This is a genomic window from Polynucleobacter meluiroseus (genome assembly GCF_900205755.1).
Lineage (GTDB): Bacteria > Pseudomonadota > Gammaproteobacteria > Burkholderiales > Burkholderiaceae > Polynucleobacter > Polynucleobacter meluiroseus.
In genome coordinates, this window is the sequence record NZ_OANS01000003.1 from 95937 (window position 1) to 120387 (window position 24451).

28 protein-coding genes and 1 pseudogene are annotated in these 24451 nt (G+C 46.3%); all 29 read left to right on the forward strand.

All coding sequences use genetic code 11. The features are described from left to right. The first annotated feature begins 2 nt into the window (after positions 1 to 2). The 29 genes and pseudogenes from rplA (at position 3) to rpmD (ending at position 24426) form a co-directional block, all read left to right on the forward strand. Positions 3 to 701 carry a 50S ribosomal protein L1 gene (rplA, locus tag CP950_RS05850; protein WP_096673293.1) on the forward strand — a complete coding sequence of 233 codons (699 nt, stop codon included), beginning with the start codon at positions 3 to 5 and terminating at the stop codon, positions 699 to 701. A gap of 237 nt (positions 702 to 938) precedes the next feature. Beyond that, positions 939 to 1457, forward strand: a pseudogene (rplJ, locus tag CP950_RS05855) (50S ribosomal protein L10); the annotation flags it as partial. Positions 1458 to 1625: 168 nt separating this feature from the next. Then, positions 1626 to 2000 (forward strand): 50S ribosomal protein L7/L12, encoded by a 375-nt coding sequence (gene rplL / locus CP950_RS05860; RefSeq protein WP_096673297.1) that lies wholly within the window; start codon positions 1626 to 1628, stop codon positions 1998 to 2000. A gap of 225 nt (positions 2001 to 2225) precedes the next feature. After that, positions 2226 to 6326, forward strand: a complete 4101-nt coding sequence (gene rpoB / locus CP950_RS05865) for a DNA-directed RNA polymerase subunit beta (protein WP_096673299.1) — start codon at positions 2226 to 2228, stop codon at positions 6324 to 6326. A gap of 1 nt (position 6327) precedes the next feature. Further along, on the forward strand, positions 6328 to 10590 hold the full coding sequence (gene rpoC / locus CP950_RS05870) for a DNA-directed RNA polymerase subunit beta' (RefSeq protein WP_096673301.1): 4263 nt from the start codon (positions 6328 to 6330) through the stop codon (positions 10588 to 10590). Between the two features lie 175 nt (positions 10591 to 10765). Then, positions 10766 to 11146 (forward strand): 30S ribosomal protein S12, encoded by a 381-nt coding sequence (rpsL, locus tag CP950_RS05875; protein WP_062307031.1) that lies wholly within the window; start codon positions 10766 to 10768, stop codon positions 11144 to 11146. Positions 11147 to 11314: 168 nt separating this feature from the next. Continuing rightward, on the forward strand, positions 11315 to 11785 hold the full coding sequence (gene rpsG, locus CP950_RS05880; protein ID WP_011901897.1) for a 30S ribosomal protein S7: 471 nt from the start codon (positions 11315 to 11317) through the stop codon (positions 11783 to 11785). Positions 11786 to 11812: 27 nt separating this feature from the next. Next, on the forward strand, positions 11813 to 13915 hold the full coding sequence (gene fusA, locus CP950_RS05885; RefSeq protein ID WP_096673303.1) for an elongation factor G: 2103 nt from the start codon (positions 11813 to 11815) through the stop codon (positions 13913 to 13915). Positions 13916 to 13968: 53 nt separating this feature from the next. Continuing rightward, on the forward strand, positions 13969 to 15159 hold the full coding sequence (gene tuf / locus CP950_RS05890; RefSeq protein ID WP_096673287.1) for an elongation factor Tu: 1191 nt from the start codon (positions 13969 to 13971) through the stop codon (positions 15157 to 15159). A gap of 112 nt (positions 15160 to 15271) precedes the next feature. Further along, positions 15272 to 15583: a 30S ribosomal protein S10 gene (rpsJ, locus tag CP950_RS05895; RefSeq protein ID WP_096673305.1), complete on the forward strand. Its 312-nt coding sequence runs from the start codon at positions 15272 to 15274 to the stop codon at positions 15581 to 15583. Between the two features lie 197 nt (positions 15584 to 15780). Continuing rightward, a complete protein-coding gene (gene rplC, locus CP950_RS05900) occupies positions 15781 to 16440 on the forward strand; it encodes a 50S ribosomal protein L3 (RefSeq protein WP_096673844.1) in 660 nt (219 codons plus the stop codon). An 11-nt stretch (positions 16441 to 16451) separates the two neighbouring features. Then, complete coding sequence (rplD, locus tag CP950_RS05905) at positions 16452 to 17072, forward strand: 50S ribosomal protein L4 (protein ID WP_096673307.1); 621 nt, start codon at positions 16452 to 16454, stop codon at positions 17070 to 17072. Next, complete coding sequence (rplW, locus tag CP950_RS05910; RefSeq protein WP_096673309.1) at positions 17069 to 17383, forward strand: 50S ribosomal protein L23; 315 nt, start codon at positions 17069 to 17071, stop codon at positions 17381 to 17383. The genes rplD and rplW overlap by 4 nt, the downstream gene beginning before the upstream one ends. Positions 17384 to 17385: 2 nt before the next feature. Then, positions 17386 to 18216: a 50S ribosomal protein L2 gene (gene rplB / locus CP950_RS05915; protein WP_096673311.1), complete on the forward strand. Its 831-nt coding sequence runs from the start codon at positions 17386 to 17388 to the stop codon at positions 18214 to 18216. 25 nt (positions 18217 to 18241) lie between these two features. Further along, a complete protein-coding gene (gene rpsS, locus CP950_RS05920; RefSeq protein WP_046329379.1) occupies positions 18242 to 18520 on the forward strand; it encodes a 30S ribosomal protein S19 in 279 nt (92 codons plus the stop codon). Positions 18521 to 18527: 7 nt separating this feature from the next. After that, a complete protein-coding gene (gene rplV / locus CP950_RS05925; RefSeq protein ID WP_207760233.1) occupies positions 18528 to 18860 on the forward strand; it encodes a 50S ribosomal protein L22 in 333 nt (110 codons plus the stop codon). Between the two features lie 8 nt (positions 18861 to 18868). Beyond that, positions 18869 to 19690, forward strand: a complete 822-nt coding sequence (gene rpsC, locus CP950_RS05930; protein ID WP_096673315.1) for a 30S ribosomal protein S3 — start codon at positions 18869 to 18871, stop codon at positions 19688 to 19690. 2 nt (positions 19691 to 19692) lie between these two features. Further along, positions 19693 to 20106, forward strand: coding sequence for a 50S ribosomal protein L16 (rplP, locus tag CP950_RS05935; protein ID WP_088526677.1), 414 nt, complete (start codon positions 19693 to 19695; stop codon positions 20104 to 20106). A 14-nt stretch (positions 20107 to 20120) separates the two neighbouring features. Beyond that, the gene (gene rpmC, locus CP950_RS05940; RefSeq protein WP_096673317.1) at positions 20121 to 20315 is read left to right on the forward strand and encodes a 50S ribosomal protein L29; all 195 of its coding nucleotides are present in this window, start codon (positions 20121 to 20123) and stop codon (positions 20313 to 20315) included. A gap of 12 nt (positions 20316 to 20327) precedes the next feature. Beyond that, on the forward strand, positions 20328 to 20597 hold the full coding sequence (gene rpsQ / locus CP950_RS05945; RefSeq protein WP_096673319.1) for a 30S ribosomal protein S17: 270 nt from the start codon (positions 20328 to 20330) through the stop codon (positions 20595 to 20597). A gap of 186 nt (positions 20598 to 20783) precedes the next feature. Next, positions 20784 to 21152 carry a 50S ribosomal protein L14 gene (gene rplN, locus CP950_RS05950; protein WP_011901910.1) on the forward strand — a complete coding sequence of 123 codons (369 nt, stop codon included), beginning with the start codon at positions 20784 to 20786 and terminating at the stop codon, positions 21150 to 21152. A 9-nt stretch (positions 21153 to 21161) separates the two neighbouring features. Next, complete coding sequence (rplX, locus tag CP950_RS05955) at positions 21162 to 21470, forward strand: 50S ribosomal protein L24 (RefSeq protein WP_096673321.1); 309 nt, start codon at positions 21162 to 21164, stop codon at positions 21468 to 21470. 16 nt (positions 21471 to 21486) lie between these two features. Further along, positions 21487 to 22029, forward strand: a complete 543-nt coding sequence (gene rplE, locus CP950_RS05960) for a 50S ribosomal protein L5 (RefSeq protein ID WP_096673323.1) — start codon at positions 21487 to 21489, stop codon at positions 22027 to 22029. 9 nt (positions 22030 to 22038) lie between these two features. Next, positions 22039 to 22344, forward strand: a complete 306-nt coding sequence (gene rpsN / locus CP950_RS05965; RefSeq protein ID WP_096673325.1) for a 30S ribosomal protein S14 — start codon at positions 22039 to 22041, stop codon at positions 22342 to 22344. A 24-nt stretch (positions 22345 to 22368) separates the two neighbouring features. Continuing rightward, positions 22369 to 22764, forward strand: coding sequence for a 30S ribosomal protein S8 (gene rpsH, locus CP950_RS05970; protein WP_088526680.1), 396 nt, complete (start codon positions 22369 to 22371; stop codon positions 22762 to 22764). Between the two features lie 10 nt (positions 22765 to 22774). Further along, entirely contained in the window at positions 22775 to 23308 is a 534-nt protein-coding gene (rplF, locus tag CP950_RS05975; RefSeq protein ID WP_096673327.1) for a 50S ribosomal protein L6, read from the forward strand. 13 nt (positions 23309 to 23321) lie between these two features. Further along, positions 23322 to 23675, forward strand: coding sequence for a 50S ribosomal protein L18 (gene rplR, locus CP950_RS05980; RefSeq protein WP_096673329.1), 354 nt, complete (start codon positions 23322 to 23324; stop codon positions 23673 to 23675). A 19-nt stretch (positions 23676 to 23694) separates the two neighbouring features. Next, positions 23695 to 24213 carry a 30S ribosomal protein S5 gene (rpsE, locus tag CP950_RS05985; RefSeq protein ID WP_096673331.1) on the forward strand — a complete coding sequence of 173 codons (519 nt, stop codon included), beginning with the start codon at positions 23695 to 23697 and terminating at the stop codon, positions 24211 to 24213. Between the two features lie 24 nt (positions 24214 to 24237). Continuing rightward, entirely contained in the window at positions 24238 to 24426 is a 189-nt protein-coding gene (gene rpmD, locus CP950_RS05990; protein WP_096673333.1) for a 50S ribosomal protein L30, read from the forward strand. Positions 24427 to 24451: the final 25 nt, after the last annotated feature.

The following is a 24451-nucleotide window of genomic DNA, read 5'->3' on the forward strand; positions in this document are numbered from 1 at the left end:
TCATGACTAAATTATCTAAACGTTTAAAAGCAATCGAATCCAAAGTTGACCATAACAAGTTTTACGCATTAGATGATGCGTTGAACCTTGTTAAAGAGTGCGCAACAGCAAAATTCGATGAGTCCATTGATGTTGCAGTTCAATTGGGTATCGATGCCAAGAAATCTGACCAAGTTGTGCGTGGCGCAGTGGTATTGCCAGCAGGTACTGGTAAGCATGTGCGTGTAGCGGTTTTTGCTCAGGGCGAAAAAGCGGAACAAGCAAAAGCTGCTGGCGCCGAAATTGTTGGCATGGAAGAGCTCGCCGAGCAAATTAAAGGCGGCAAAATCGACTTTGACATTTTGATCGCATCTCCAGACACAATGAAGATTGTCGGTACCTTAGGTCAAGTGTTAGGCCCACGTGGCTTGATGCCAAATCCAAAAGTAGGAACAGTAACGCCTGACGTAGCTACTGCTGTTAAAAACGCTAAAGCAGGTCAAGTTCAGTTCCGCGTGGACAAAGCCGGTATCGTGCATGCCAGTATTGGTCGTCGCTCATTTGAGTCAGCAGCATTGAAGTCCAATTTATTGGCGTTGCTCGATGCATTGAACAAAGCGAAGCCACCTGCATCAAAAGGTATTTATTTAAGAAAAGTTGCCGTAAGCAGCACCATGGGTGCAGGCGTACGTGTAGACCAAGCATCGTTACAGGCAGCTTAATAAGGGCTTGTAGCAAAAAAGAACTTTGGGTCGACTTTCTCTTTTATGAGGGAGTCGAACATCAAAGACCGTTGGTGAATTTACAGCTTGTAAGGGTGAATTCTTAATTGTTACGAAAGTAATAGCCAACGCAGATGGCGACCCTGAACAGATTTTGCAAGATTTTCTTGTAACTGAAGAATCAGACGCTGGTAATTAACCCCAACTGGAAACGGTTGGTTTTTATGGAGTTGAACCATGCCTTTGAATGTACAAGACAAAAAAGCGATTGTTGCTGATGTCGGCGCTCAGTTGGCTGGGGCACAAACAGTCGTGCTCGCTGAATACCGTGGTATTCCAGTAGAGCAGTTGACAAAGCTTCGTGCTAGCGCACGTGACCAAGGTGTTTACCTTCGAGTTTTGAAGAACACACTGGCACGCCGTGCAGCACAAGGTACACCGTTTGAGCCTCTTGCTGATTCGATGGTTGGCCCCTTGATTTATGGCATCTCTGCTGATCCAATTGCCTCGGCAAAAGTATTGCAGAACTTTGCTAAAACTCAAGACAAGCTAGTCATTACCGCTGGTTTATATAACGGAAAACTGTTAGATGTGGCAGGCGTAAAGTCTCTCGCGTCTATTCCAAGCCGCGACGAGTTGTTATCTCAGTTGTTGGGTGTCATGTTGGCCCCTGTATCTGCAATGGCGCGTGTATTGGGCGCAGTAGCAGCACAAAAGGCAGAAGGAGCACCCGCTCCAGTTGCCGCACCTGAAGCCGAAGTTGCTGAAGTTGCAGTAGCCCCAGCAGAAGTTGTTGCTGAGGCAGTTGCCGAAACAGCTGCTCCCGAAGCAAGTGCAGAGCCTGCAGCCGCAGCCCCAGAAGCAAACGAAACCCCTGCCGCTGAATAAGCGACAGATTAACTATTTAAGTATTAGGAGCTAAAAATGGCGATTACTAAAGAAGAAATTATTGATGCAGTAGGTAGCATGTCTGTTATGGATCTGAATGATCTGGTTAAGGCATTCGAAGAAAAGTTTGGCGTATCCGCTGCAGCGATGGCTGTTGCTGGTCCCGCTGGTGCCGGTGGTGGTGCAGCTGCTGAAGAGCAGACAGAATTTACTGTGAACTTGGTCGAAGTTGGCGTAAACAAGGTTTCAGTAATTAAAGCTGTTCGTGAAATCACTGGTCTTGGCCTCAAAGAAGCTAAAGACTTGGTTGATGGCGCACCAAAGCCAATCAAGGAAGCTGTTGACAAGAAAACTGCTGAAGAAGCTAAGAAGAAGCTCGAAGAAGCTGGCGCTAAAGCAGAACTCAAGTAATAAGAACTTAACTAATACACCCGTAACAGGGGTATTAGTAATGTTGGGTTTGACCATTAGTGGTCAAACCCGATTTCATTTTTAATTGAAATCGGGTTTGCCTTCTGATACGACTGCAGATTGCAAGTTTGGTCGGACACTATGCCCAAGGCTTAGTGTTGTCCGCCAGTGGTTGGTAGTGGCCAACCGCCAAATCTTTGTACAGTCGCTGAATTCGGAGATAGAATGAACTATAGCTTCACCGAACGCAAGCGAGTCCGTAAAAGCTTTGCTAAGCGAGTAAATAATCACCAGGTTCCGTACCTGATTGCAACCCAGCTCGAGTCTTACGCTAAATTCTTACAGGCCGAAAAGCCAGTAATGTCGCGCCTGACCGAAGGCCTTCAAGCAGCATTCACATCTGCATTTCCAATCGTGTCTAACAACGGTTACGCACGCATGGAGTATGTATCTTATCAATTGGCACAACCACCGTTTGACGTTAAAGAGTGTCAGCAACGTGGTTACACCTATCACTCTGCCTTGCGCGCTAAAGTTCGCTTGATCATTTATGATCGCGAAGCGCCTACCAAGGTAAAAGAAGTTAAAGAGAGCGAAGTTTACATGGGCGAAATTCCGCTCATGACAGATAACGGTTCTTTTGTAATTAACGGCACTGAGCGCGTGATCGTTTCTCAGTTGCATCGTTCCCCAGGCGTGTTCTTTGAGCACGATAAAGGCAAAACCCACAGTTCTGGTAAGTTGTTGTTCTCTGCTCGCATTATTCCTTACCGTGGTTCATGGTTAGATTTCGAGTTTGATCCAAAAGACATTTTGTATTTCCGTGTTGACCGCCGTCGCAAGATGCCCGTCACCATTTTGCTTAAAGCAATTGGCTTAAACAACGAACAGATTCTGTCGAACTTCTTCAATTTTGATAACTTCTCACTGAGTGCCAATGGCGCTTCCATGGAATTTATCCCTGAGCGCTTACGCGGCCAGGTAGCCAATTTTGATGTGCTCGATAAGAATGGCGTTGTCGTCATTCAAAAAGACAAGCGTATTAACGCAAAACATATTCGCGAACTCGAAGCTGCAAAAACCAAGAACATCATCGTGCCAGATGACTACCTGATTGGTCGTGTAGTAGCGCGCAACATTATTGATCCAGATTCTGGTGAAATTTTGGCTTACGCTAACGATGAGATCACTGAAGAGTTATTGGCAACATTACGTGATGCTGGTATCAAGCAATTGGAAACCATCTACACCAATGATTTAGATTCTGGTGCTTATATTTCCCAGACTCTTCGCACTGATGAAACTGCTGATCAAATGGCTGCCCGTATTGCCATCTATCGCATGATGCGTCCTGGCGAGCCTCCAACAGAAGATGCGGTTGAAGCTTTGTTCCAGCGCCTGTTCTACAACGAAGATAGTTACGACTTATCTCGTGTTGGTCGTATGAAGGTAAATAGCCGTCTCGGCCGCGCTGAGATGGAAGGCCTCATGGTCCTCTCGAATGAAGATATTCTCGAGACTATTAAGTTGCTCGTAGACTTGCGTAACGGTAAAGGCGAGGTGGATGATATCGATCACTTAGGCAATCGTCGCGTACGTTGCGTTGGTGAGTTAGCAGAGAATCAATTCCGCGCTGGTTTGTCACGTGTTGAGCGTGCAGTGAAAGAACGTCTCGGCCAAGCCGAAACTGAAAACCTCATGCCGCATGACTTGATTAACAGCAAGCCTATTTCATCGGCGATTCGTGAGTTCTTCGGTTCTTCACAGCTATCCCAGTTTATGGACCAAACAAACCCATTGTCAGAGATCACGCACAAGCGTCGTATTTCCGCACTGGGACCTGGTGGTTTAACACGTGAGCGCGCAGGCTTCGAAGTGCGCGACGTGCATCCAACCCATTACGGTCGTGTTTGCCCAATTGAAACTCCAGAAGGACCAAACATTGGTCTGATCAACTCACTCGCGTTATTTGCGCGTTTGAATGAGCATGGTTTCTTAGAGACGCCTTATCGTAAAGTTGCCAACAGCAAAGTGAGTGATGAGGTCATGTATCTCTCCGCTATTGAAGAGGCAAAGTACATCATTGCTCAGGCTAACGCCACAATCGATAGCAGCGGTAAATTGGCTGATGAATTGGTTTCAGCGCGTCAAGCGGGTGAAACATTGATGGTTAGCCCAGAGCGCGTTGATTTCATTGACGTTGCTCCTAGCCAGATCGTCTCTGCGGCTGCTTCGCTTGTGCCATTCTTAGAGCATGATGATGCTAACCGTGCTTTGATGGGTGCGAACATGCAGCGTCAAGCGGTTCCTTGCTTGCGTCCTGATAAGCCGTTGGTTGGTACGGGCTTAGAGCGTATTGTTGCAGTTGACTCTGGCACAGTAGTGTTGGCAAGCCGTGGCGGTATTGTTGATTACGTGGATGCAAATCGTGTTGTGATTCGCGTGAACGACGATGAAACTGCTGCCGGTGAAGTTGGTGTTGATATTTATAACCTCATCAAATACACCCGCTCAAACCAAAATACCAATATCAATCAGCGCCCTATCGTCAAAGTTGGTGATCGCGTTGAGCGTGGTGACGTGGTTGGAGACGGTGCATCTACCGATTTGGGTGAGTTGGCCCTTGGTCAAAACATGACTGTGGCATTTATGCCATGGAACGGCTACAACTTCGAGGATTCGATTTTAATCTCTGAAAAAGTCGTTGCTGATGATCGCTACACTTCGATTCATATTGAAGAGTTGTCGGTTGTTGCGCGTGATACCAAGCTCGGTTCCGAAGAAATTACTCGCGATATTTCTAACTTGGCAGAGTCACAACTCTCCCGTTTAGATGAAAGCGGTATTGTTTACATTGGTGCGGAAGTTGAAGCTGGCGACGTATTGGTTGGTAAAGTGACTCCAAAGGGTGAAACAACTCTCACACCAGAAGAGAAATTACTCCGTGCGATCTTTGGTGAAAAAGCATCTGATGTAAAAGATACTTCTTTGCGCGTTCCATCAGGAATGATTGGTACTGTCATTGATGTTCAGGTCTTTACTCGTGAAGGTATTGAGCGCGATGCACGTGCGCAAGCAATTATTCAAGAAGAGTTACAGCGTTATCGCTTGGACTTAAATGACCAGTTGCGCATTGTTGAGGGCGATGCCTTCATGCGTTTAGAAAAGCTCTTGCTTGGTAAGGTTGCTAACGGTGGACCACAGAAGTTAGCCAAAGGCAGCAAGATCGAAAAAGAATACCTTGCCGATCTTGATAAATACCACTGGTTTGATGTGCGCCCTGCAGATGACGATGTTGCCTCGCAAGTAGAAGCAATTAAATCTTCTATCGAAGCTAAGCGTAAACAGTTTGATGAGGCTTTTGAAGAGAAGCGCACTAAACTGACTCAAGGCGATGATCTGCAGCCTGGCGTAACGAAGATGGTTAAGGTGTATTTAGCCGTTAAGCGCCGCTTGCAACCTGGTGACAAGATGGCCGGTCGTCACGGTAATAAAGGGGTGGTTTCTAAAATTGCGCCTGCCGAAGATATGCCATTTATGGCTGACGGTCGTCCAGTTGATATCGTATTGAATCCATTGGGTGTTCCATCCCGCATGAACGTAGGTCAGATTCTGGAAACCCACTTAGGTTGGGCTGCTCAGGGTATTGGTAAGCGTATCGACGAAATGGTTCGTGAACAAGCCAAGCAAGCAGAACTGCGTAAGTTCCTAAAGCAGCTTTACAACGAAACAGGCCGTATTGAGGATATCGACAACTTCTCAGACGAGCAAATCACGGTTTTGGCCGAGAATCTTCGCCAAGGTCTGCCATTTGCTACACCAGTATTTGACGGTGCCACTGAAGCAGAAATTAGCAGAATGCTCGAGTTGGCTTATCCAGACGAAGTTGCAACTTCTTTGAAGATGACGCCTTCCCGTCAGCAAATGATTCTTTGCGATGGTCGTACTGGTGATCAGTTTGAGCGTCCAGTCACTGTCGGTGTCATGCACGTCTTGAAGCTCCACCATTTGGTCGATGACAAGATGCACGCGCGTTCAACCGGACCTTACTCTTTAGTTACGCAGCAGCCATTGGGCGGAAAAGCCCAGTTTGGTGGTCAGCGCTTTGGTGAGATGGAAGTTTGGGCTCTCGAGGCATACGGTGCTTCTTATGTTCTGCAGGAAATGCTGACAGTGAAGTCCGATGACGTCACAGGCCGTACCAAGGTATATGAAAACATCGTTAAGGGCGAGCACACGATTGATGCTGGCATGCCCGAATCCTTCAACGTACTCGTAAAAGAGATCCGTTCGTTGGGTATTGACATTGATATGGAGCGCAACTGATATGAAAGCATTGCTCGATTTATTTAAGCAAACGCAGGGCGAAGAGCAGTTTGATGTCATCAAAATTGGTCTCGCATCTCCTGAGAAAATTCGCTCATGGTCTTTTGGTGAAGTTCGCAAACCAGAAACCATCAACTATCGGACGTTTAAGCCCGAGCGTGATGGTCTCTTTTGTGCCAAAATTTTTGGACCAACTAAAGACTACGAGTGCCTATGCGGTAAATACAAGCGCTTAAAGTTTCGCGGAGTAATCTGCGAGAAGTGTGGCGTTGAAGTTACTCTCGCAAAAGTACGTCGCGAGCGTATGGGACACATTGAGTTGGCAGCCCCGGTTGCCCACATTTGGTTCCTAAAGTCTTTGCCATCCCGCTTGGGTATGGTGCTCGATATGACCTTGCGGGATATCGAACGGGTTCTGTACTTTGAAGCCTATGTTGTTGTTGATGCTGGCTTGACTCCTGAAGGCGCTATGAAGCGTGGTCAGATCATGTCCGAAGATGAGTACATTGCCAAGACTGAAGAGTATGGCGATGGTGCTTTCACAGCAATTATGGGTGCTGAGGGTATTCGTGACCTGTTACGTTCGATTGATATCGACCGTGAAGTTGAAACGATTCGTGCTGACTTAAAAGCTACTGGTAGCGATGCCAAGATCAAGAAATATGCCAAGCGCTTAAAAGTGCTCGAGGCGTTCCAGACTTCAGGAATTAAGCCTGACTGGATGATCATGGAAGTATTGCCAGTATTGCCACCTGAATTGCGCCCATTGGTGCCATTGGATGGCGGACGCTTTGCAACTTCCGATTTGAATGATCTTTATCGTCGCGTGATTAACCGTAACAACCGTTTAAAGCGCTTGTTAGAGTTGCGCGCACCAGAGATCATTGTTCGCAATGAAAAACGGATGTTGCAAGAAGCAGTTGACTCATTGCTCGATAACGGTCGTCGCGGCAAGGCGATGACTGGCGCGAATAAGCGTCCGTTGAAGTCCTTGGCAGAGATGATTAAGGGTAAGAGCGGTCGTTTCCGTCAGAACTTGTTAGGTAAGCGCGTTGACTACTCAGGTCGTTCCGTCATCGTGGTTGGCCCAACACTGAAATTACATCAGTGCGGCTTGCCAAAATTAATGGCTTTGGAATTATTCAAGCCATTTATTTACAACAAACTCGAAACCTTGGGCATTGCAACAACAATCAAAGCGGCTAAGAAAGAAGTTGAAAGCCAGACTCCAGTTGTTTGGGACATTCTCGAAGAAGTGATACGTGAGCATCCAATCATGCTGAACCGTGCGCCTACATTGCACCGTCTTGGTATTCAGGCTTTTGAGCCAATGTTGATTGAAGGCAAAGCAATTCAATTACATCCATTAGTCTGCGCAGCATTTAACGCTGACTTTGACGGTGACCAAATGGCTGTTCACGTGCCTTTGTCGCTCGAAGCGCAAATGGAAGCACGTACATTGATGTTGGCTTCGAATAACGTATTGTTCCCAGCCAACGGCGAGCCTTCTATTGTTCCTTCTCAGGACGTGGTGTTGGGTCTGTATTACGCTACTCGCGACAAGATCAACGGTAAAGGCGAGGGCATGGTCTTCGCTAACATTACTGAAGTCGTGCGCGCATACGAGGCAAGTCAAGTTGAGTTGGCCTCACGCGTGGCCGTACGTATTACTGAGTTTGAGATTGTGGATAAAAAAGCAGAGGGCGATGCCCGTTTTGCTGAAAAAACCAAGATCTACCAAACCTCAGTTGGCCGTGCAATCTTGTCAGAGATTCTGCCAAAAGGGATGTCTTTTGAGGAAATCAATAAGCCCCTGAAGAAAAAGGAAATCTCACGTTTGATCAACACGTCATTCCGTAAGTGTGGTCTGCGTGAAACAGTGATCTTTGCTGACCGCTTATTGCAGTCTGGTTTCCGCTTGGCTACGAATGCCGGTATCTCGGTTGCGATCGACGATATGTTGATCCCTACCTCTAAAGAGCGGATCATTTCTGAAGCTACTACCAAGGTTAGAGAATATGACAAGCAGTTCATGTCAGGTCTCGTAACCAATCAAGAGCGTTATAACAACGTGGTTGATATTTGGGGTGCTGCAGGCGACCAAGTGGGTAAAGCCATGATGGATGAGTTGTCACACGTTGACGTGCTCGACCGCAATGGTAAAACTGTGCGTCAAGAATCCTTTAACTCTATCTACATGATGGCGGACTCGGGTGCACGTGGATCTGCAGCGCAGATTCGTCAGTTGGCAGGTATGCGTGGTCTGATGGCTAAGCCTGATGGTTCAATCATTGAGACTCCAATTACAGCCAACTTCCGTGAAGGCTTGAACGTGTTGCAGTACTTCATTTCAACCCACGGTGCTCGTAAAGGCTTGGCTGATACCGCGCTCAAAACTGCGAACTCTGGTTACTTAACACGTCGTTTATGTGACGTAACGCAAGATCTTGTTGTTATTGAAGATGATTGCGGTGCCACTACTGGCGTAACAATGAAGGCCCTAGTTGAGGGCGGCGAAGTCATCGAAGCATTGCGTGATCGTATTTTGGGCCGCGTATGTATCGGCGATATCGTTCATCCAGATACTCAAGAGGTCATCGTTGCCGATGACACTTTGCTTGACGAAGATGATGTGGACAAAATCGTTGCGTTGGGAATTGATGAAGTTAAAGTTCGCACCGTGTTGTCTTGCTTAACGCGCTTTGGTTTGTGCGCTAAGTGCTACGGACGTGATTTAGGTCGAGGTGGTTTGGTCAACGTAGGCGAGGCAGTGGGTGTGATTGCTGCTCAGTCTATCGGTGAGCCAGGCACACAGTTGACTATGCGTACCTTCCACATTGGTGGTGCAGCGTCACGTGCCTTAGTAGCCAGCAATATCGAAGCCAAATCAAACGGTACTTTGAAATTCTCGGCAACGATGCGGGTTGTTAAAAACGCTAAGGGTGAGCAGATCGTGATTTCACGTTCTGGCGAAGCTTTGATCGTGGATGACAATGGCCGTGAGCGCGAGCGTCATAAAGTTCCTTACGGCGCGACTCTTTTATTGAAAGAAGATGCCACAGTGAAAGCTGGTGCAAGCTTAGCTAACTGGGATCCATTAACCCGTCCAATCATCTCTGAGTACGCAGGTATCGCTCGCTTTGATAACGTGGAAGAAGGCGTAACTGTTGCTAAGCAGGTTGACGAAGTAACCGGCCTCTCCACATTAGTGGTGATTGACGGTAAGCGTCGTAGTGCTGCTAGCAAGGGCGTTCGTCCATTCATTAACTTGATCGATGCTAAAGGCGAAGAAGTCATGATCGCCGGTACTGATCATCCAGTAAACATTGGCTTGCAAGTCGGTGCTTTGATTACTGTTAAGGATGGTCAACAGGTTGAAGTTGGTGAAGTATTGGCGCGTATTCCAATCGAGTCACAGAAAACCCGCGATATTACCGGTGGTTTACCTCGTGTTGCTGAGTTGTTTGAAGCGCGCTCACCAAAAGATGCTGCTGTATTGGCTAAAGTTACTGGAACAGTTTCCTTCGGTAAAGAAACTAAAGGTAAGCAGCGTTTGGTCATTACTGATATGGATGGTGAGGCAAACGAGTTCTTGATTGTTAAAGAAAAGCAAGTATTGGTTCACGACGGTCAAGTTGTTAATAAAGGCGAGATGATTGTGGAAGGCCCAGCCGATCCACACGATATCTTGACCTTAAGAGGCATTGAAGAATTGGCGATCTACATCGTTGATGAAGTTCAAGACGTTTACCGTCTGCAGGGCGTGAAGATTAACGACAAGCACATTGAAGTGATTGTGCGTCAGATGTTGCGCCGCGTGCAGATTACAGATGGTGGCGATACTGCTTACATCATCGGTGAACAAGTTGAGCGTTCAAAACTCTATGATGCAAATGATTTGGTGATTGCGGCAGGTAAGCGTCCAGCGCAGTTTGAAAACGTATTACTGGGTATCACCAAAGCATCTCTGTCTACCGACAGCTTCATTTCAGCGGCTTCTTTCCAAGAAACCACCCGTGTATTGACCGAAGCCGCCATTATGGGCAAGACCGATACATTGCGCGGCCTCAAGGAAAACGTCATTATTGGTCGCCTGATCCCAGCTGGTACCGGCTTAGCATATCGCCGTGCACGCAAGGTCAGAGAGCAATTCGAGCGTGATCGCGCTCAAATGATTGCCGCTGAAGAGGATGCCATTTCCAATATGCCTGTTGAAGTTGAGGCTGAGGTAGTTGCACCTGCTGGGGAGGCGGATCCAAGCTAATTCAGGATTTCTATGCATAAATGGTCAGTTTTTTCCAAGAAGGTTGACGGAAAAGGCTGACCAAGCTAGAATGCTGAGTTCTACAGATTCAGATAAGAGTGTCTTTTGACTTAGAGTTTTATAAGCCACTGATTTTCTTAAAGAAAGCAACAAAGAAGTACTAACCGAGCTATTTATGCCAACAATTAATCAATTATTACGCAAGCCAAGAAGTCGGCTGACCGTTAAAAGTAAAAGTCCTGCGCTGCAAAACAGCCCGCAGCGTCGTGGTGTATGCACACGTGTATATACAACAACTCCTAAGAAGCCAAACTCTGCGCTACGTAAAGTAGCTAAAGTACGCTTAACCAATGGTTTTGAAGTGATTTCATACATTGGTGGTGAAGGCCATAACCTCCAGGAACACTCAGTTGTGTTGATCCGCGGTGGTCGTGTAAAGGATTTGCCAGGTGTTCGTTACCACATTGTGCGTGGCTCACTTGACTTGCAAGGTGTTAAAGACCGTAAGCAGTCACGTTCCAAATACGGTGCAAAACGCGCTAAAAAGGCAGCTTAATCACTGCCTCAGAAATTTGCTGTAAGTAATAAGTCATTGTTTGTCAGACTTTAAAGACAAGTAAGTGGTTGCTCCGTTTGGGATTGAATTCATTTTTATCCTAAATAGTAGGGCAACCAGAGTGGGTAGGCTATTTTGTCTACCCCTAACTGAACTGAAGGAGTTGTTATGCCACGTCGTCGTGAAGTCCCCAAACGGGAAATCTTGCCAGATCCAAAATTCGGCAATGTAGAAGTAGCAAAATTCATGAACGTCCTCATGTTGGACGGTAAGAAATCGGTTGCAGAGCGTATCGTTTACGGTGCCTTTGATCACATCGAGAAAAAAGCAAACAAAGAACCACTCGAAATTTTTTCTACAGCCATGGGTAATGTAAAGCCAATGGTTGAGGTGAAAAGTCGTCGTGTGGGTGGAGCCAACTATCAGGTTCCTGTTGAAGTTCGCCCCTCACGCCGCTCTGCTTTGGCAATGCGCTGGGTGCGCGAAGCTGCTAAAAAGCGTGGTGAAAAATCCATGGCTCAGCGTTTAGCAAATGAATTATTAGAAGCCGCCGAAGGTCGTGGCGGCGCCATGAAGAAGCGTGAAGAAGTTCACCGTATGGCAGAAGCGAACAAAGCTTTCTCCCATTTCCGCTTCTAATTACACAGCAAAGAAAAGGCACCAACAGTGGCACGTAAAACTCCTATCGAAAGATACCGCAACATCGGTATCTCTGCGCACATTGACGCAGGCAAAACAACCACGACAGAACGCGTTTTGTTCTACACAGGTGTTAATCACAAAATTGGTGAAGTGCATGATGGCGCAGCTACCATGGACTGGATGGAGCAAGAGCAGGAGCGTGGTATCACGATTACTTCTGCTGCTACCACAACGTTCTGGAAGGGTATGGCCGGTAATTTTGCGGAACACCGCATCAACATTATTGATACCCCAGGCCACGTAGACTTCACTATTGAAGTTGAGCGTTCAATGCGCGTGCTTGATGGCGCATGTATGGTTTACTGTGCTGTTGGTGGTGTACAGCCCCAATCTGAAACTGTTTGGCGTCAGGCAAACAAGTATCAAGTTCCTCGCTTAGCGTTCGTTAATAAAATGGATCGTACCGGCGCCAATTTCTTCAAGGTCTATGACCAAATGAAGTTGCGCTTAAAAGCAAATCCTATTTTGATTCAAATTCCAATTGGCGCTGAAGAAAACTTCAAGGGCGTTGTGGACTTGGTCAAGATGAAAGCAGTTTATTGGGACGAAGCGTCACAAGGTACAAAGTTTACCTACGAAGATATCCCTGCTGAATTGCAAGCTTCCGCTGAAGAGTGGCGCGAGAAAATGCTTGAAGCTGCTGCCGAAAGCTCAGAAGAGTTAATGGAAAAGTACCTCGGTGGCGAAGCGCTGACCGAAGAAGAAATTAAAGCGGCATTACGTCAACGTACCATTGCAAATGAAATTGTTCCCATGTTATGCGGAACCGCTTTCAAAAACAAAGGTGTTCAGGCGATGTTGGATGCGGTAGTTGAGTTGTTGCCATCCCCATTAGATGTGCCACCAGTTCCTTGCGAATTGGAAGACGGCACACTTACAACACGTAAAGCTGCTGATGATGAGAAATTCTCTGCATTGGCATTTAAGATCATGACTGACCCATTTGTTGGCCAGCTCATTTTCTTCCGCGTGTATTCAGGCGTAATGAAATCAGGCGACACCATCTATAACCCAATCAAGGGCAAAAAAGAACGTGTTGGTCGTTTATTGCAGATGCATGCAAACCAACGTGAAGAAATCAAAGAAGTTTATGCGGGCGATATCGCCGCAGCTGTTGGTTTGAAAGATGCTACTACTGGCGAAACTTTATGTGATCCAGACGGTATTGTGATTTTGGAGCGCATGGTATTCCCAGAGCCAGTTATTTCTCAAGCAGTTGAGCCAAAAACAAAACCTGACCAAGAAAAAATGGGTCTGGCTTTGAATCGCTTGGCTCAAGAAGATCCATCATTCCGCGTAAAGACGGACGAAGAGTCTGGCCAAACCATTATTTCCGGAATGGGCGAGCTCCACTTGGAAATTTTGGTTGACCGTATGCGTCGCGAGTTCGGTGTTGAGGCAACTGTAGGTAAGCCACAGGTTGCTTATCGCGAAACAATTCGCAAAGTATGCGAAGAGATTGAAGGTAAGTTTGTTAAGCAGTCCGGTGGTCGCGGTCAATATGGTCACGTTGTTCTCAAGTTAGAGCCACAAGCACCTGGCAAAGGCTTTGAATTCATCGACGCAATTAAGGGCGGTGTAGTTCCTCGTGAATACATTCCTGCGGTTGAAAAAGGTATTCGTGAAACCTTGAACTCTGGTATTTTGGCTGGCTACCCAGTAGTCGATGTCAAAGCAACCTTGTTCTTCGGTTCATACCATGATGTTGACTCCAATGAAAATGCATTTAAGATGGCAGGTTCAATGGCGTTTAAAGATGGTATGCGCAAGGCTTCACCTGTGCTACTCGAGCCAATGATGGCTGTTGAAGTTGAAACACCTGAAGATTTCATGGGTAACGTGATGGGTGATCTTTCATCCCGCCGCGGTATTTTGCAAGGTATGGACGACATTCCAGGCGGCGGTAAGATCGTGCGCGCTGAAGTGCCATTGGCAGAGATGTTTGGATACTCAACTGGCTTGCGCTCGTTGACCCAAGGTCGCGCTACCTACACCATGGAATTTAAGCATTACACAGAAGCACCTAAAAACGTTGCTGAAGCAGTTATGGCTGCTAAAGCGAAGTAATATTTATCCACATTATTTTGATTATTGACTAGCTAAAGAAGGCAGACAAAAAAATGGCAAAAGAAAAGTTTGAGCGGACAAAACCGCACGTAAACGTAGGTACTATTGGTCACGTTGACCACGGTAAAACCACCTTAACTGCAGCGATTGCAACCGTGCTCTCTAAACAGTTTGGCGGCGAAGCCAAAGCCTACGATCAGATCGATGCTGCTCCAGAAGAAAAAGCCCGTGGTATTACGATTAATACTGCCCACGTAGAGTACGAGACAGCGAACCGTCACTACGCACACGTGGATTGCCCAGGACACGCTGACTACGTTAAGAACATGATTACTGGCGCGGCCCAAATGGACGGCGCAATTTTGGTATGTTCTGCTGCTGACGGTCCTATGCCACAAACTCGTGAACATATCCTCTTGGCACGCCAAGTAGGTGTTCCTTACATCATCGTGTTCCTCAACAAATGCGACATGGTTGATGACGAAGAGTTGTTAGAGCTCGTTGAAATGGAAGTGCGCGAGCTTTTATCTAAGTACAAGTTCCCTGGTGATGACACCCCAATCGTGCGTGGTTCTGCTAAGTTAGCTTTAGAAGGCGACGAAGGCCCATTGGGTAAAGAAGCCATCATGAAATTGGCTGAAGCATTAGATACTTTTATTCCAACTCCAGAGCGTGCAGTTGACGGTGCGTTCTTGATGCCAGTAGAAGATGTGTTCTCGATCTCCGGTCGCGGTACTGTAGTAACAGGCCGTATTGAGCGCGGTATCGTTAAAGTCGGCGAAGAAATCGAAATCATCGGTATCAAGCCAACACTAAAGACTACTTGTACTGGCGTAGAGATGTTCCGCAAATTGCTCGACCAAGGTCAAGCTGGCGATAACGTGGGTATCTTGTTGCGCGGCACTAAGCGTGAAGAAGTTGAGCGTGGCCAAGTATTGGCTAAGCCAGGTTCCATTACGCCACACACCCACTTTACTGCCGAGGTATATATCTTGGGTAAAGATGAAGGTGGCCGTCATACCCCATTCTTTAACAACTATCGTCCCCAGTTTTACTTCCGTACTACGGACGTAACAGGTTCGATCGAGTTGCCAAAAGACAAAGAAATGGTGATGCCAGGCGATAACGTCTCTATTACCGTTAAACTCATCGCGCCAATTGCGATGGAAGAAGGTTTACGTTTTGCAATCCGCGAAGGTGGCCGTACTGTAGGCGCTGGTGTGGTTGCGAAGATTTTGGCTTAATTAGTAGAAAATAGCTTTAGCGGTTTGCTAACCGGTGACGTCTGTGCTGCAGATGTCACCGTGCTCTTTAGATGGTTAACGTGGCAGCACCACATCGCTCTTTGGAATTACTATGCAAAACCAAAAAATTCGTATTCGTCTTAAAGCATTTGATTACCGTTTGATTGACCAGTCAGCTGCTGAAATCGTTGACACAGCTAAGCGCACTGGCGCTGTAGTTAAGGGTCCGATTCCATTGCCAACCCGTATTGAGCGTTTCGATTTACTTCGCTCACCACACGTCAATAAGACTTCACGTGACCAAATGGAAATTCGTACTCACTTGCGTTTAATGGACATCATCGATCCTACAGAGAAAACCGTAGATGCTTTGATGAAATTGGATTTACCTGCAGGTGTTGATGTAGAAATTAAGTTGCAATAAATCAGTATTTATCCATTTCGGCGCTTGCCAATATGGAGTTTTCAGGATAGAATCTAAGGCTTCGCTCAATTAAACGGGCGAAAACTTAGGTTTCTAAGAGTTTAAATTGCAGTAAGTTATTGATTTAGAAGTACTTTTACTTGTAAATCACTTAAATTAATTTTGCCGACCAATCGTAGTCGGCGTGGAGCATGAATATGAGCTTAGGCTTAATCGGTCGCAAGATCGGCATGACCCGTCTTTTCACGGACGAAGGGGAAGCAATTCCTGTCACCGTAATCGACGTGAGCGACAACAGAATCGCTCAAATCAAAACTCAGGCTACTGATGGCTATAACGCTATCCAGTTGGCACATGGGACCCGTAGAGCCACCCGCGTAACTAAAGCATTGGCTGGCCATTTTGCCAAAGCCGGTGTGATGGCCGGTAATGCGCTTAACGAGTTTCAATTAGACGCAGCAAAAATTGCAGAAATGACAACAGGGCAAGTTATCCCTGCTGATACTGCATTTACAGCTGGACAAAAAGTGGACGTGCAAGGGGTAACAATTGGTAAAGGCTACGCCGGCACCATTAAACGCCATCACTTCGCTTCGGGTCGCGCATCACACGGAAACTCACGTTCACATAACGTGCCAGGTTCCATTGGTATGGCACAAGATCCAGGTCGTGTTTTCCCAGGTAAGCGCATGACAGGCCACCTAGGTGATGAAACGCGCACCGTACAAAATTTAGTTATCGCACGCATTGATGCAGAACGTAATCTCATCATGGTTAAAGGCGCCATTCCAGGTGCCCCAGGCGGTAAAGTGATTGTTACTCCAGCGGTGAAAACACCGTTGAAGAAGAAGAACTAAGGAGAGCAAATATGGAACTGAAGCTTCTCCAAGACAACGGTACTTTAGCTGCAGGCATTCAAGCCTCACCTGAAGTATTCGAACGCGAATATAACGAAGCACTGATTCACCAAGTTGTAGTGGCTTATCAAGCCAATGCACGTAGTGGTAATCGTGCCCAGAAAGACCGTGAGCAAGTAAGCCACACAACCAAAAAACCTTGGCGTCAAAAGGGAACTGGTCGTGCCCGTGCTGGTATGAGCTCTTCACCATTGTGGCGTGGAGGAGGTCGGATATTCCCGAACTCCCCAGAAGAGAATTTCAGCCAAAAGGTAAATAAAAAAATGTACCGCGCAGGTATGAGATCAATCTTGTCTCAGTTAGCCCGCGAAGGTCGTTTAAATGTAGTTGATCAATTTAATCTAGATGCGCCTAAGACCAAAGAACTCGCTGACAAAGTGAAGGCAATGGGGTTGGATTCAGTATTGATTATTGTTGATCAAGTTAGCGAGAATTTGTTCTTAGCATCACGTAACTTGCATAAGGTGGCTGTATGTGAGCCACAGCATGCCGATCCATTAGCTCTAGTTCAATACAAAAAAGTATTGGTCAGCAAAGCAGCGATCGCAAAAATTGAGGAGTTGCTGAAATGAGTCAAGTCCGTAAAAACGATCACAATTTGATGAAGGTTCTACTTGGACCTGTTATCTCTGAAAAAGCCACAATGGTTGCAGAGAAAAATGAACAAGTAGTATTCCAAGTAACCCGCGACGCAAACAAAAGCGATGTGAAATTGGCTGTTGAATTGCTCTTTAAAGTGCAAGTTGACTCTGTTCAAATCGTGAATCAAAAAGGCAAGCCAAAGCGCTACGGCCGTTTTGAAGGTCGTCGTGACCACACTAAGAAGGCCTACGTGAGCTTGAAGCCAGGTCAAGAAATTAACTTTGAAGCGGAGGCGAACTAATCATGCCTTTGATGAAAACAAAACCGACCTCACCAGGTCGTCGTTCAATGGTCAAGGTGGTCAATCCTGATCTGCACAAAGGGAAACCTTTCGCAGCATTAGTAGAGCCACAGTTCCAAAAAGCAGGTCGTAACAATAACGGTCATATCACTACTCGTCACAAGGGTGGTGGCCATAAGCATCACTACCGTGTAGTCGATTTCAAGCGTAATGATAAAGATGGTATTCCAGCAAAAGTTGAGCGCTTAGAATACGATCCAAACCGTAGCGCCAATATTGCATTGATCGTATTTGCTGACGGCGAGCGTCGTTATATCCTTGCAACTAAAGGAATGACTGTTGGTCAGGCTTTGATGAGTGGTTCAGAGGCCCCAATTAAATCCGGAAATAACTTGCCGATTCGTAATATTCCAGTCGGTAGCACAATTCACTGTGTGGAAATGTTGCCTGGTAAAGGTGCGCAAATTGCCCGTTCAGCTGGTGGTTCTGCTGTGTTACTAGCGCGTGAGGGTGTTTACGCTCAGGTACGTATGCGCTCTGGTGAAGTTCGTCGCATTTTGATTGAGTGCCGTGCAACCATTGGTGAAGTAGGTAATGAAGAGCACAGCTTGCGCGTTATCGGTAAAGCTGGTGCAAATCGCTGGCGTGGTATTCGCCCAACCGTTCGCGGTGTGGCAATGAACCCAGTAGATCACCCACATGGTGGTGGTGAAGGTAAAACTGGCGAAGGCCGTGTACCTGTCTCACCATGGGGAACTCCAACCAAAGGTTATCGTACACGTCGTAACAAGCGTACAACATCGATGATTGTTCAACGCCGTCAGAAGCGCTAAGCAAGAAAGCGATTAAGGAAAAGATATGACACGTTCAGCTAAAAAAGGCCCATTTTGCGAAGCCAGCTTAGTAAATAAAGTTGAAGTCGCACAAGCCAACAAAGACAAAAAGCCGATTAAGACTTGGTCACGCCGTTCAACAATCCTGCCAGACTTTATTGGTCTGACAATTGCTGTACACAACGGTCGTCAACACGTTCCGGTTTATGTATCAGAAAACATGGTGGGTCATAAGTTAGGCGAATTTGCCTTGACCCGTACTTTCAAAGGTCACGCTGCTGACAAGAAAGTAACGAAGAAGTAAGGGGATGATGATGGAAGTTAAAGCAATGCACCGCGGTGCCCGTATTTCTGCACAAAAGACACGTTTGGTCGCTGACCAGATCCGTGGATTGCCGATTGCGCGCGCCATGAACATTTTGAATTTCAGCCCTAAAAAAGCGGCTGTTATTGTGAAAAAAGTAGTTGAGTCCGCAATGGCCAACGCAGAACACAATAACGGTGCTGATATTGATGAACTCAAGATTTCAGCAATCATTATTGATAAAGGTACGTCCTTAAAGCGTTTTACAGCGAGCGCTAAGGGCCGTGGCAATCAAATCGAAAAACAAACTTGTCACATTAGCGTGACCTTGAGTAACTAAGGAAAGATATGGGCCAAAAGATAAACCCCACCGGATTCCGCCTCTCGGTAACGAAGAATTGGACATCACGTTGGTATGCAAACAATACAGACTTCGCAAAGATGCTGAAAGAGGACGTAGATGTCCGCATCTACTTGAAGAAGAAGCTGAAGAATGCATCTGTAAGTAAAGTAATCATCGAGCGTCCTTCCAAGAACGCACGTATTACGATTTATAGCTCACGCCCAGGTGTTGTGATTGGTAAAAAAGGCGAAGATATTGAAGTGCTCCGCCGTGAACTCCAAAAGCGTATGGGCGTTCCAGTCCACGTCAATATCGAAGAAATTCGTAAGCCTGAAGTAGATGCTCAGTTGATTGCAGACTCCATCACTCAACAGCTTGAAAAACGGATTATGTTCCGTCGTGCGATGAAGCGTGCAATGCAAAATGCAATGCGCCTTGGCGCTCAGGGCATCAAGATAATGTCTTCAGGTCGTTTGAATGGTGCAGAGATTGCCCGTCGCGAATGGTACCGTGAAGGTCGCGTTCCACTTCATACTTTGAAGGCGGATATCGATTACGCAACTTCCGAAGCAGAAACAACCTACGGCATTATCGGTGTAAAAGTATGGGTTTACAAAGGTGATACCTTAGGACGAGGTGCTGATGCTCCTGCAGTAGTTGCTGAGCCAGCAGTAGAAGATAAAAAGCCACGTCGCGCACCAGCTAAAACAACGGCCCGTAAACCAGCGAGTGATGCAAAGCCATTAGTGGCTTCTAAACCTGCCGTAAAGCGTGTGCCAAAAGCTGTTGAAGCTGTTAGTGCCGATACGCAGAAGTCAGGAGAGTAAGCATGCTACAACCTAAGCGTCGCAAGTACCGTAAAGAACAAAAAGGCCGTAATACTGGCGTGGCAACACGCGGTAGTTCAGTAGCATTTGGTGACTTTGGATTAAAAGCCATTGGCCGCGGTCGTTTGACAGCGCGTCAAATTGAGTCAGCACGTCGTGCAATGACACGTCATATTAAACGTGGCGGACGCATCTGGATTCGGATTTTCCCAGATAAGCCTATTTCACAAAAGCCTGCCGAAGTTCGTATGGGTAACGGTAAAGGTAATCCAGAGTACTACGTAGCTGAGATTCAGCCAGGTAAGATTTTGTATGAGATGGATGGTGTGGACGAAACCTTGGCACGCGAAGCATTTAAGCTCGCTGCTGCTAAGTTACCTTTACAAACAACTTTTGTGATTCGTCACTTAGGTTGATTGGGATAGATATTATGAAAAATACAGAATTAGCAACTAAAGATCTGATTGCCTTAAATGCAGAGCTGACTGAGCTTTTAAAGACCAGCTTTAAGCTCCGTATGCAAAAGGGTACCCAGCAACTCACTAATACCAGCCAATTGGGTAAGACTAAACGTGACATCGCTCGCGTAAAGACTTTCATTACCCAAAAATCTGTACAGAAATAAGGAAAAAGGGAAATGACAGAATTAGCTAAACCCTTACGCCGCACCCTCGTGGGTCGCGTCGTTAGCGACAAAATGCAGAAAACGGTAACTGTACTAGTTGAGCGCCAAGTAAAACATGCGCTATACGGTAAGTACGTTGGGCAATCCAAGAAATACCATGCGCATGATGAAGCTGGCCAGTACAAGATGGGTGATACCGTTGAAATTGCTGAATCCAGACCAATTTCACGCACCAAATCGTGGGTTGTGACTCGTTTAGTCCAGGAATCAAAAGGTATTTAAAGAAAAAATAGGGATTTTGGCAAAATTTAATTGCCTTCTACCTAATTTTCGTAGTATTATAGAAGGCTTCTCTAGTTTATCTGTGAGAAGCAGTGTTTTTTCATTAATTCCGGGTCTTAGCTTTCGCTAACACCCATTGACGGAACCAAGACTGTTTGCCTTTGGCCAATAAGTTGGGGATTAAAAATGATTCAGACCGAAAGTAGATTACAGGTTGCCGATAATACTGGCGCCAGTGAAGTTTTGTGCATCAAAGTACTGGGCGGCTCTAAGCGTCGTTATGCCAGTATCGGAGATGTCATCAAAGTTAGCGTGAAATCCGCTGCTCCACGTGGCCGTGTAAAAAAAGGTGACATATATAACGCTGTAGTAGTGAGAACTGCTAAAGGCGTTCGCCGTCCAGATGGTTCATTGATTAAGTTCGATGCAAACGCTGCGGTTTTGCTCAACGCGAAGTTAGAGCCAATTGGCACACGTATCTTTGGACCAGTGACGCGCGAATTGCGTACTGAAAAGTTCATGAAGATCGTTTCTCTAGCTCCTGAAGTTATTTAAGAGGCTGATATGAATAAGATTCGTAAAGGTGATTCCGTCGTTCTGTTGACTGGCCGCGATAAGGGCAAGCAAGGAACTGTAACGGCTGTTCTCGAGAACAAGTTAGTGATCGAGGGCGTTAATATTTATAAAAAGAGCGTTAAGCCTAATCCTGCTGCTGGTGTTACTGGCGGCATGATTGACAAGACGATGCCTGTTCACATTTCAAATGTGGCTGTGGTTGACGGTAACGGCAAACCATCACGTGTTGGTATCAAACTCGTTGATGGCAAAAAGCAGCGTTTCCTGAAAACCACTGGCGCAACATTAAGCGCATAAGGGGCACGGAGAAATTATGAGCACACGTTTTCAAGATCATTACAAAGATAAAGTCATTGCTGACTTGATGACCAAGTTTGGTTACAAGTCTTTAATGGAAGTTCCACGCATTACTAAGGTTACCCTGAACATGGGTCTGGGTGATGCAGTGAACGATAAGAAAATTATCGAAAATGCTGTTGGTGATTTGACCAAAGTAGCAGGTCAGAAGCCAGTAGTTACTAAAGCCAAAAAGGCGATTGCCGGCTTCAAGATTCGTCAGGGCTATCCAATTGGTGCCATGGTGACTTTGCGTGGTCAGCGCATGTATGAATTCCTCGATCGTTTCGTTACCGTTGCATTGCCACGCGTACGTGACTTCCGTGGTATTTCAGGCAAGGCATTCGACGGTCGCGGTAACTACAACATCGGTGTTAAAGAGCAAATCATTTTCCCTGAAATTGAATACGACAAGATTGATGCGCTTCGTGGTCTCAATATCAGTATTACTACGACCGCTAAGACTGACGAAGAAGCAAAAGCTTTGTTAGCAGCGTTCAAATTTCCTTTCCGCAATTAAGAGGCTAACGTGGCTAAACTATCCCTAATTGAGCGCGAAAATAAGCGCACAAAAACTGTAGAGAAGTACGCTGTTAAGCGTGCCGAACTCAAGGCAATTATTGCTGATCAATCACGCAGCGATGAAGAGCGCTATGAAGCTCGCTTGAAGCTACAGGCACTTCCTCGTAACGCAAGTCCGATTCGTCAAAGAAATCGTTGTTCATTAACCGGTCGTCCACGTGGCACATTCCGTAAGTTCGGTTTGGCCCGTAGCAAAATTCGTGAAATCGCCTTCCGTGGCGAAATCCCCGGTTTAACCAAGGCCAGCTGGTAAGCGGCGAAAGAATCAGGAGAACTCATGAGTATCAGCGATCCAATCGCCGACATGTTGACAAGAATCCGCAATGCGCAAGCAGTGCAGAAACCCTTAGTCATGATGCCGTCGTCAAAAGTAAAAGTAGCCATTGCAAAAGTGTTGCAGGATGAAGGTTATATCGATAGTTTTGAAATCAAAGGTGAAGCAGCTAAGCCAGTGCTACACATTGAACTCAAATACTATGCAGGCCGCCCTGTAATTGAGCGTATTGACCGTGTTTCAACACCAAGTCTACGTATCTATAAAGGCCGTCATGACATTCCAGAAGTAATGAATGGATTGGGCATTGCAATTATTTCAACCCCTCAAGGCGTAATGACTGACCGCAAAGCTCGTGCAAACGGCGTTGGTGGTGAAGTTATTTGCTACGTCGCGTAAGGAGAGAAATATGTCCCGCGTAGGTAAATCACCAATCCCAGTGCCAAAAGGCGCTGAAATAAATATTAACGGTGCAGCAATTACTGTTAAAGGCCCATTAGGCACTTTGACACATAACTTGCACCCATCAGTAGGTTTGAAGCAAGAAGATGGCGTGTTGACTGTTACCTTGAATAACAACACACCTGAAGCTGGAGCTCAATCCGGTACTGCACGTGCATTAGTCAATAACATGGTTATTGGTGTGACTGCAGGCTTTGAGCGTAAGTTGAGTTTAGTTGGCGTTGGATATCGTGCTGCAGCTCAAGGTGATACCTTGAAATTGCAATTAGGTTTTTCGCACGACATTATCTATAACTTGCCAACAGGTGTTAAAGCAGAGACACCAACTCAAACTGAAATCATTATTAAAGGCTCCAACAAGCAACAAGTTGGCCAGGTCGCAGCTGAAGTTCGCGCATACCGTTCACCAGAGCCATACAAAGGCAAGGGTGTTCGCTACGTAGATGAAGTTGTGCATCTGAAAGAAACTAAGAAGAAGTAAGCGAGATTAAAAAATGAATAAAGACGAATCCAGACAAAGACGCGCACGGCAGACTCGTATTCGCATTGCTGAAGCGCTCGCAAATCGCTTAACGGTTATCCGTAGCAATACGCATATTTCTGCTCAGGTTTATAGCCCATGCGGCACTAAAGTTGTGGCTGCTGCTTCAACAATGGAAAAAGACCTGCGTGTTGCAATTAAGAATGGTGGTAACGCAGACGCTGCTAAGCAAATTGGTAAGTTAGTTGCCGAGCGTGCTGTTAAGGCTGGCGTTGTTGATGTTGCTTTCGACCGTTCGGGTCATCGTTATCACGGCCGTATTAAGGCCTTAGCTGAAGCTGCGCGTGAAGCCGGCCTGAAGTTCTAATAGGATTTAGGAAAAAATCATGGCAAAAATGCAAACCAAGATGCAAAACGAAGAGCGTGATGACGGTCTTCGCGAGAAGATGATTGCTGTTAATCGCGTAACTAAAGTGGTTAAGGGTGGTCGTATTCTTGGCTTCGCCGCACTCACAGTAGTAGGCGATGGTGATGGAAGTATCGGAATGGGTAAAGGAAAATCGAAAGAAGTTCCTGTAGCTGTTCAAAAAGCAATGGACGAAGCGCGTCGCAAGATGATTAAAGTTTCCTTACGCAAGGGCACTTTGCAGCACACCGTTATTGGCAAACATGGCGCGTCACGTGTCATGATTTCCCCTGCTAAAGACGGTACTGGCGTGATTGCGGGTGGTCCAATGCGTGCAATTTTCGATGTAATGGGCGTAACCAATGTGGTTGCAAAATCCCTTGGATCAACCAATCCTTACAACATGGTTCGTGCAACCATTGACGGTTTAAGCAAGATGAGTACACCTTCTGAGATTGCTGCTAAGCGCGGTAAGTCAGTTGAAGAGATTCTCGGCTAAGACTACAAGATTAGGAATCAACAAATGACAACAACTCAATCCACAGTTAAATTGCAACTCGTACGCAGTTTAATCGGCACACGCGAAAGCCATCGTGCAACTGTCCGCGGTCTAGGCCTGCGTCGTATTAACTCTGTTTCAGAGTTAGAAGATACACCAGCTGTACGTGGAATGATTAACAAAGTTTCTTATCTAGTTAAAGTCGTTGGCTAATAACTAGCAAGTAAATAGGCGAAGA

Bases quoted from the DNA above. Each gene is read 5' to 3' on its own strand.
- rplA (WP_096673293.1), top strand. From the start codon at position 3: ATGACTAAATTATCTAAACGTTTAAAAGCAATCGAATCCAAAGTTGAC.
- rplL (WP_096673297.1), top strand. From the start codon at position 1,626: ATGGCGATTACTAAAGAAGAAATTATTGATGCAGTAGGTAGCATGTCT.
- rpoB (WP_096673299.1), top strand. From the start codon at position 2,226: ATGAACTATAGCTTCACCGAACGCAAGCGAGTCCGTAAAAGCTTTGCT.
- rpoC (WP_096673301.1), top strand. From the start codon at position 6,328: ATGAAAGCATTGCTCGATTTATTTAAGCAAACGCAGGGCGAAGAGCAG.
- rpsL (WP_062307031.1), top strand. From the start codon at position 10,766: ATGCCAACAATTAATCAATTATTACGCAAGCCAAGAAGTCGGCTGACC.
- rpsG (WP_011901897.1), top strand. From the start codon at position 11,315: ATGCCACGTCGTCGTGAAGTCCCCAAACGGGAAATCTTGCCAGATCCA.
- tuf (WP_096673287.1), top strand. From the start codon at position 13,969: ATGGCAAAAGAAAAGTTTGAGCGGACAAAACCGCACGTAAACGTAGGT.
- rpsJ (WP_096673305.1), top strand. From the start codon at position 15,272: ATGCAAAACCAAAAAATTCGTATTCGTCTTAAAGCATTTGATTACCGT.
- rplC (WP_096673844.1), top strand. From the start codon at position 15,781: ATGAGCTTAGGCTTAATCGGTCGCAAGATCGGCATGACCCGTCTTTTC.
- rplD (WP_096673307.1), top strand. From the start codon at position 16,452: ATGGAACTGAAGCTTCTCCAAGACAACGGTACTTTAGCTGCAGGCATT.
- rplW (WP_096673309.1), top strand. From the start codon at position 17,069: ATGAGTCAAGTCCGTAAAAACGATCACAATTTGATGAAGGTTCTACTT.
- rplB (WP_096673311.1), top strand. From the start codon at position 17,386: ATGCCTTTGATGAAAACAAAACCGACCTCACCAGGTCGTCGTTCAATG.
- rpsS (WP_046329379.1), top strand. From the start codon at position 18,242: ATGACACGTTCAGCTAAAAAAGGCCCATTTTGCGAAGCCAGCTTAGTA.
- rplV (WP_207760233.1), top strand. From the start codon at position 18,528: ATGATGGAAGTTAAAGCAATGCACCGCGGTGCCCGTATTTCTGCACAA.
- rpsC (WP_096673315.1), top strand. From the start codon at position 18,869: ATGGGCCAAAAGATAAACCCCACCGGATTCCGCCTCTCGGTAACGAAG.
- rplP (WP_088526677.1), top strand. From the start codon at position 19,693: ATGCTACAACCTAAGCGTCGCAAGTACCGTAAAGAACAAAAAGGCCGT.
- rpmC (WP_096673317.1), top strand. From the start codon at position 20,121: ATGAAAAATACAGAATTAGCAACTAAAGATCTGATTGCCTTAAATGCA.
- rpsQ (WP_096673319.1), top strand. From the start codon at position 20,328: ATGACAGAATTAGCTAAACCCTTACGCCGCACCCTCGTGGGTCGCGTC.
- rplN (WP_011901910.1), top strand. From the start codon at position 20,784: ATGATTCAGACCGAAAGTAGATTACAGGTTGCCGATAATACTGGCGCC.
- rplX (WP_096673321.1), top strand. From the start codon at position 21,162: ATGAATAAGATTCGTAAAGGTGATTCCGTCGTTCTGTTGACTGGCCGC.
- rplE (WP_096673323.1), top strand. From the start codon at position 21,487: ATGAGCACACGTTTTCAAGATCATTACAAAGATAAAGTCATTGCTGAC.
- rpsH (WP_088526680.1), top strand. From the start codon at position 22,369: ATGAGTATCAGCGATCCAATCGCCGACATGTTGACAAGAATCCGCAAT.
- rplF (WP_096673327.1), top strand. From the start codon at position 22,775: ATGTCCCGCGTAGGTAAATCACCAATCCCAGTGCCAAAAGGCGCTGAA.
- rplR (WP_096673329.1), top strand. From the start codon at position 23,322: ATGAATAAAGACGAATCCAGACAAAGACGCGCACGGCAGACTCGTATT.
- rpsE (WP_096673331.1), top strand. From the start codon at position 23,695: ATGGCAAAAATGCAAACCAAGATGCAAAACGAAGAGCGTGATGACGGT.
- rpmD (WP_096673333.1), top strand. From the start codon at position 24,238: ATGACAACAACTCAATCCACAGTTAAATTGCAACTCGTACGCAGTTTA.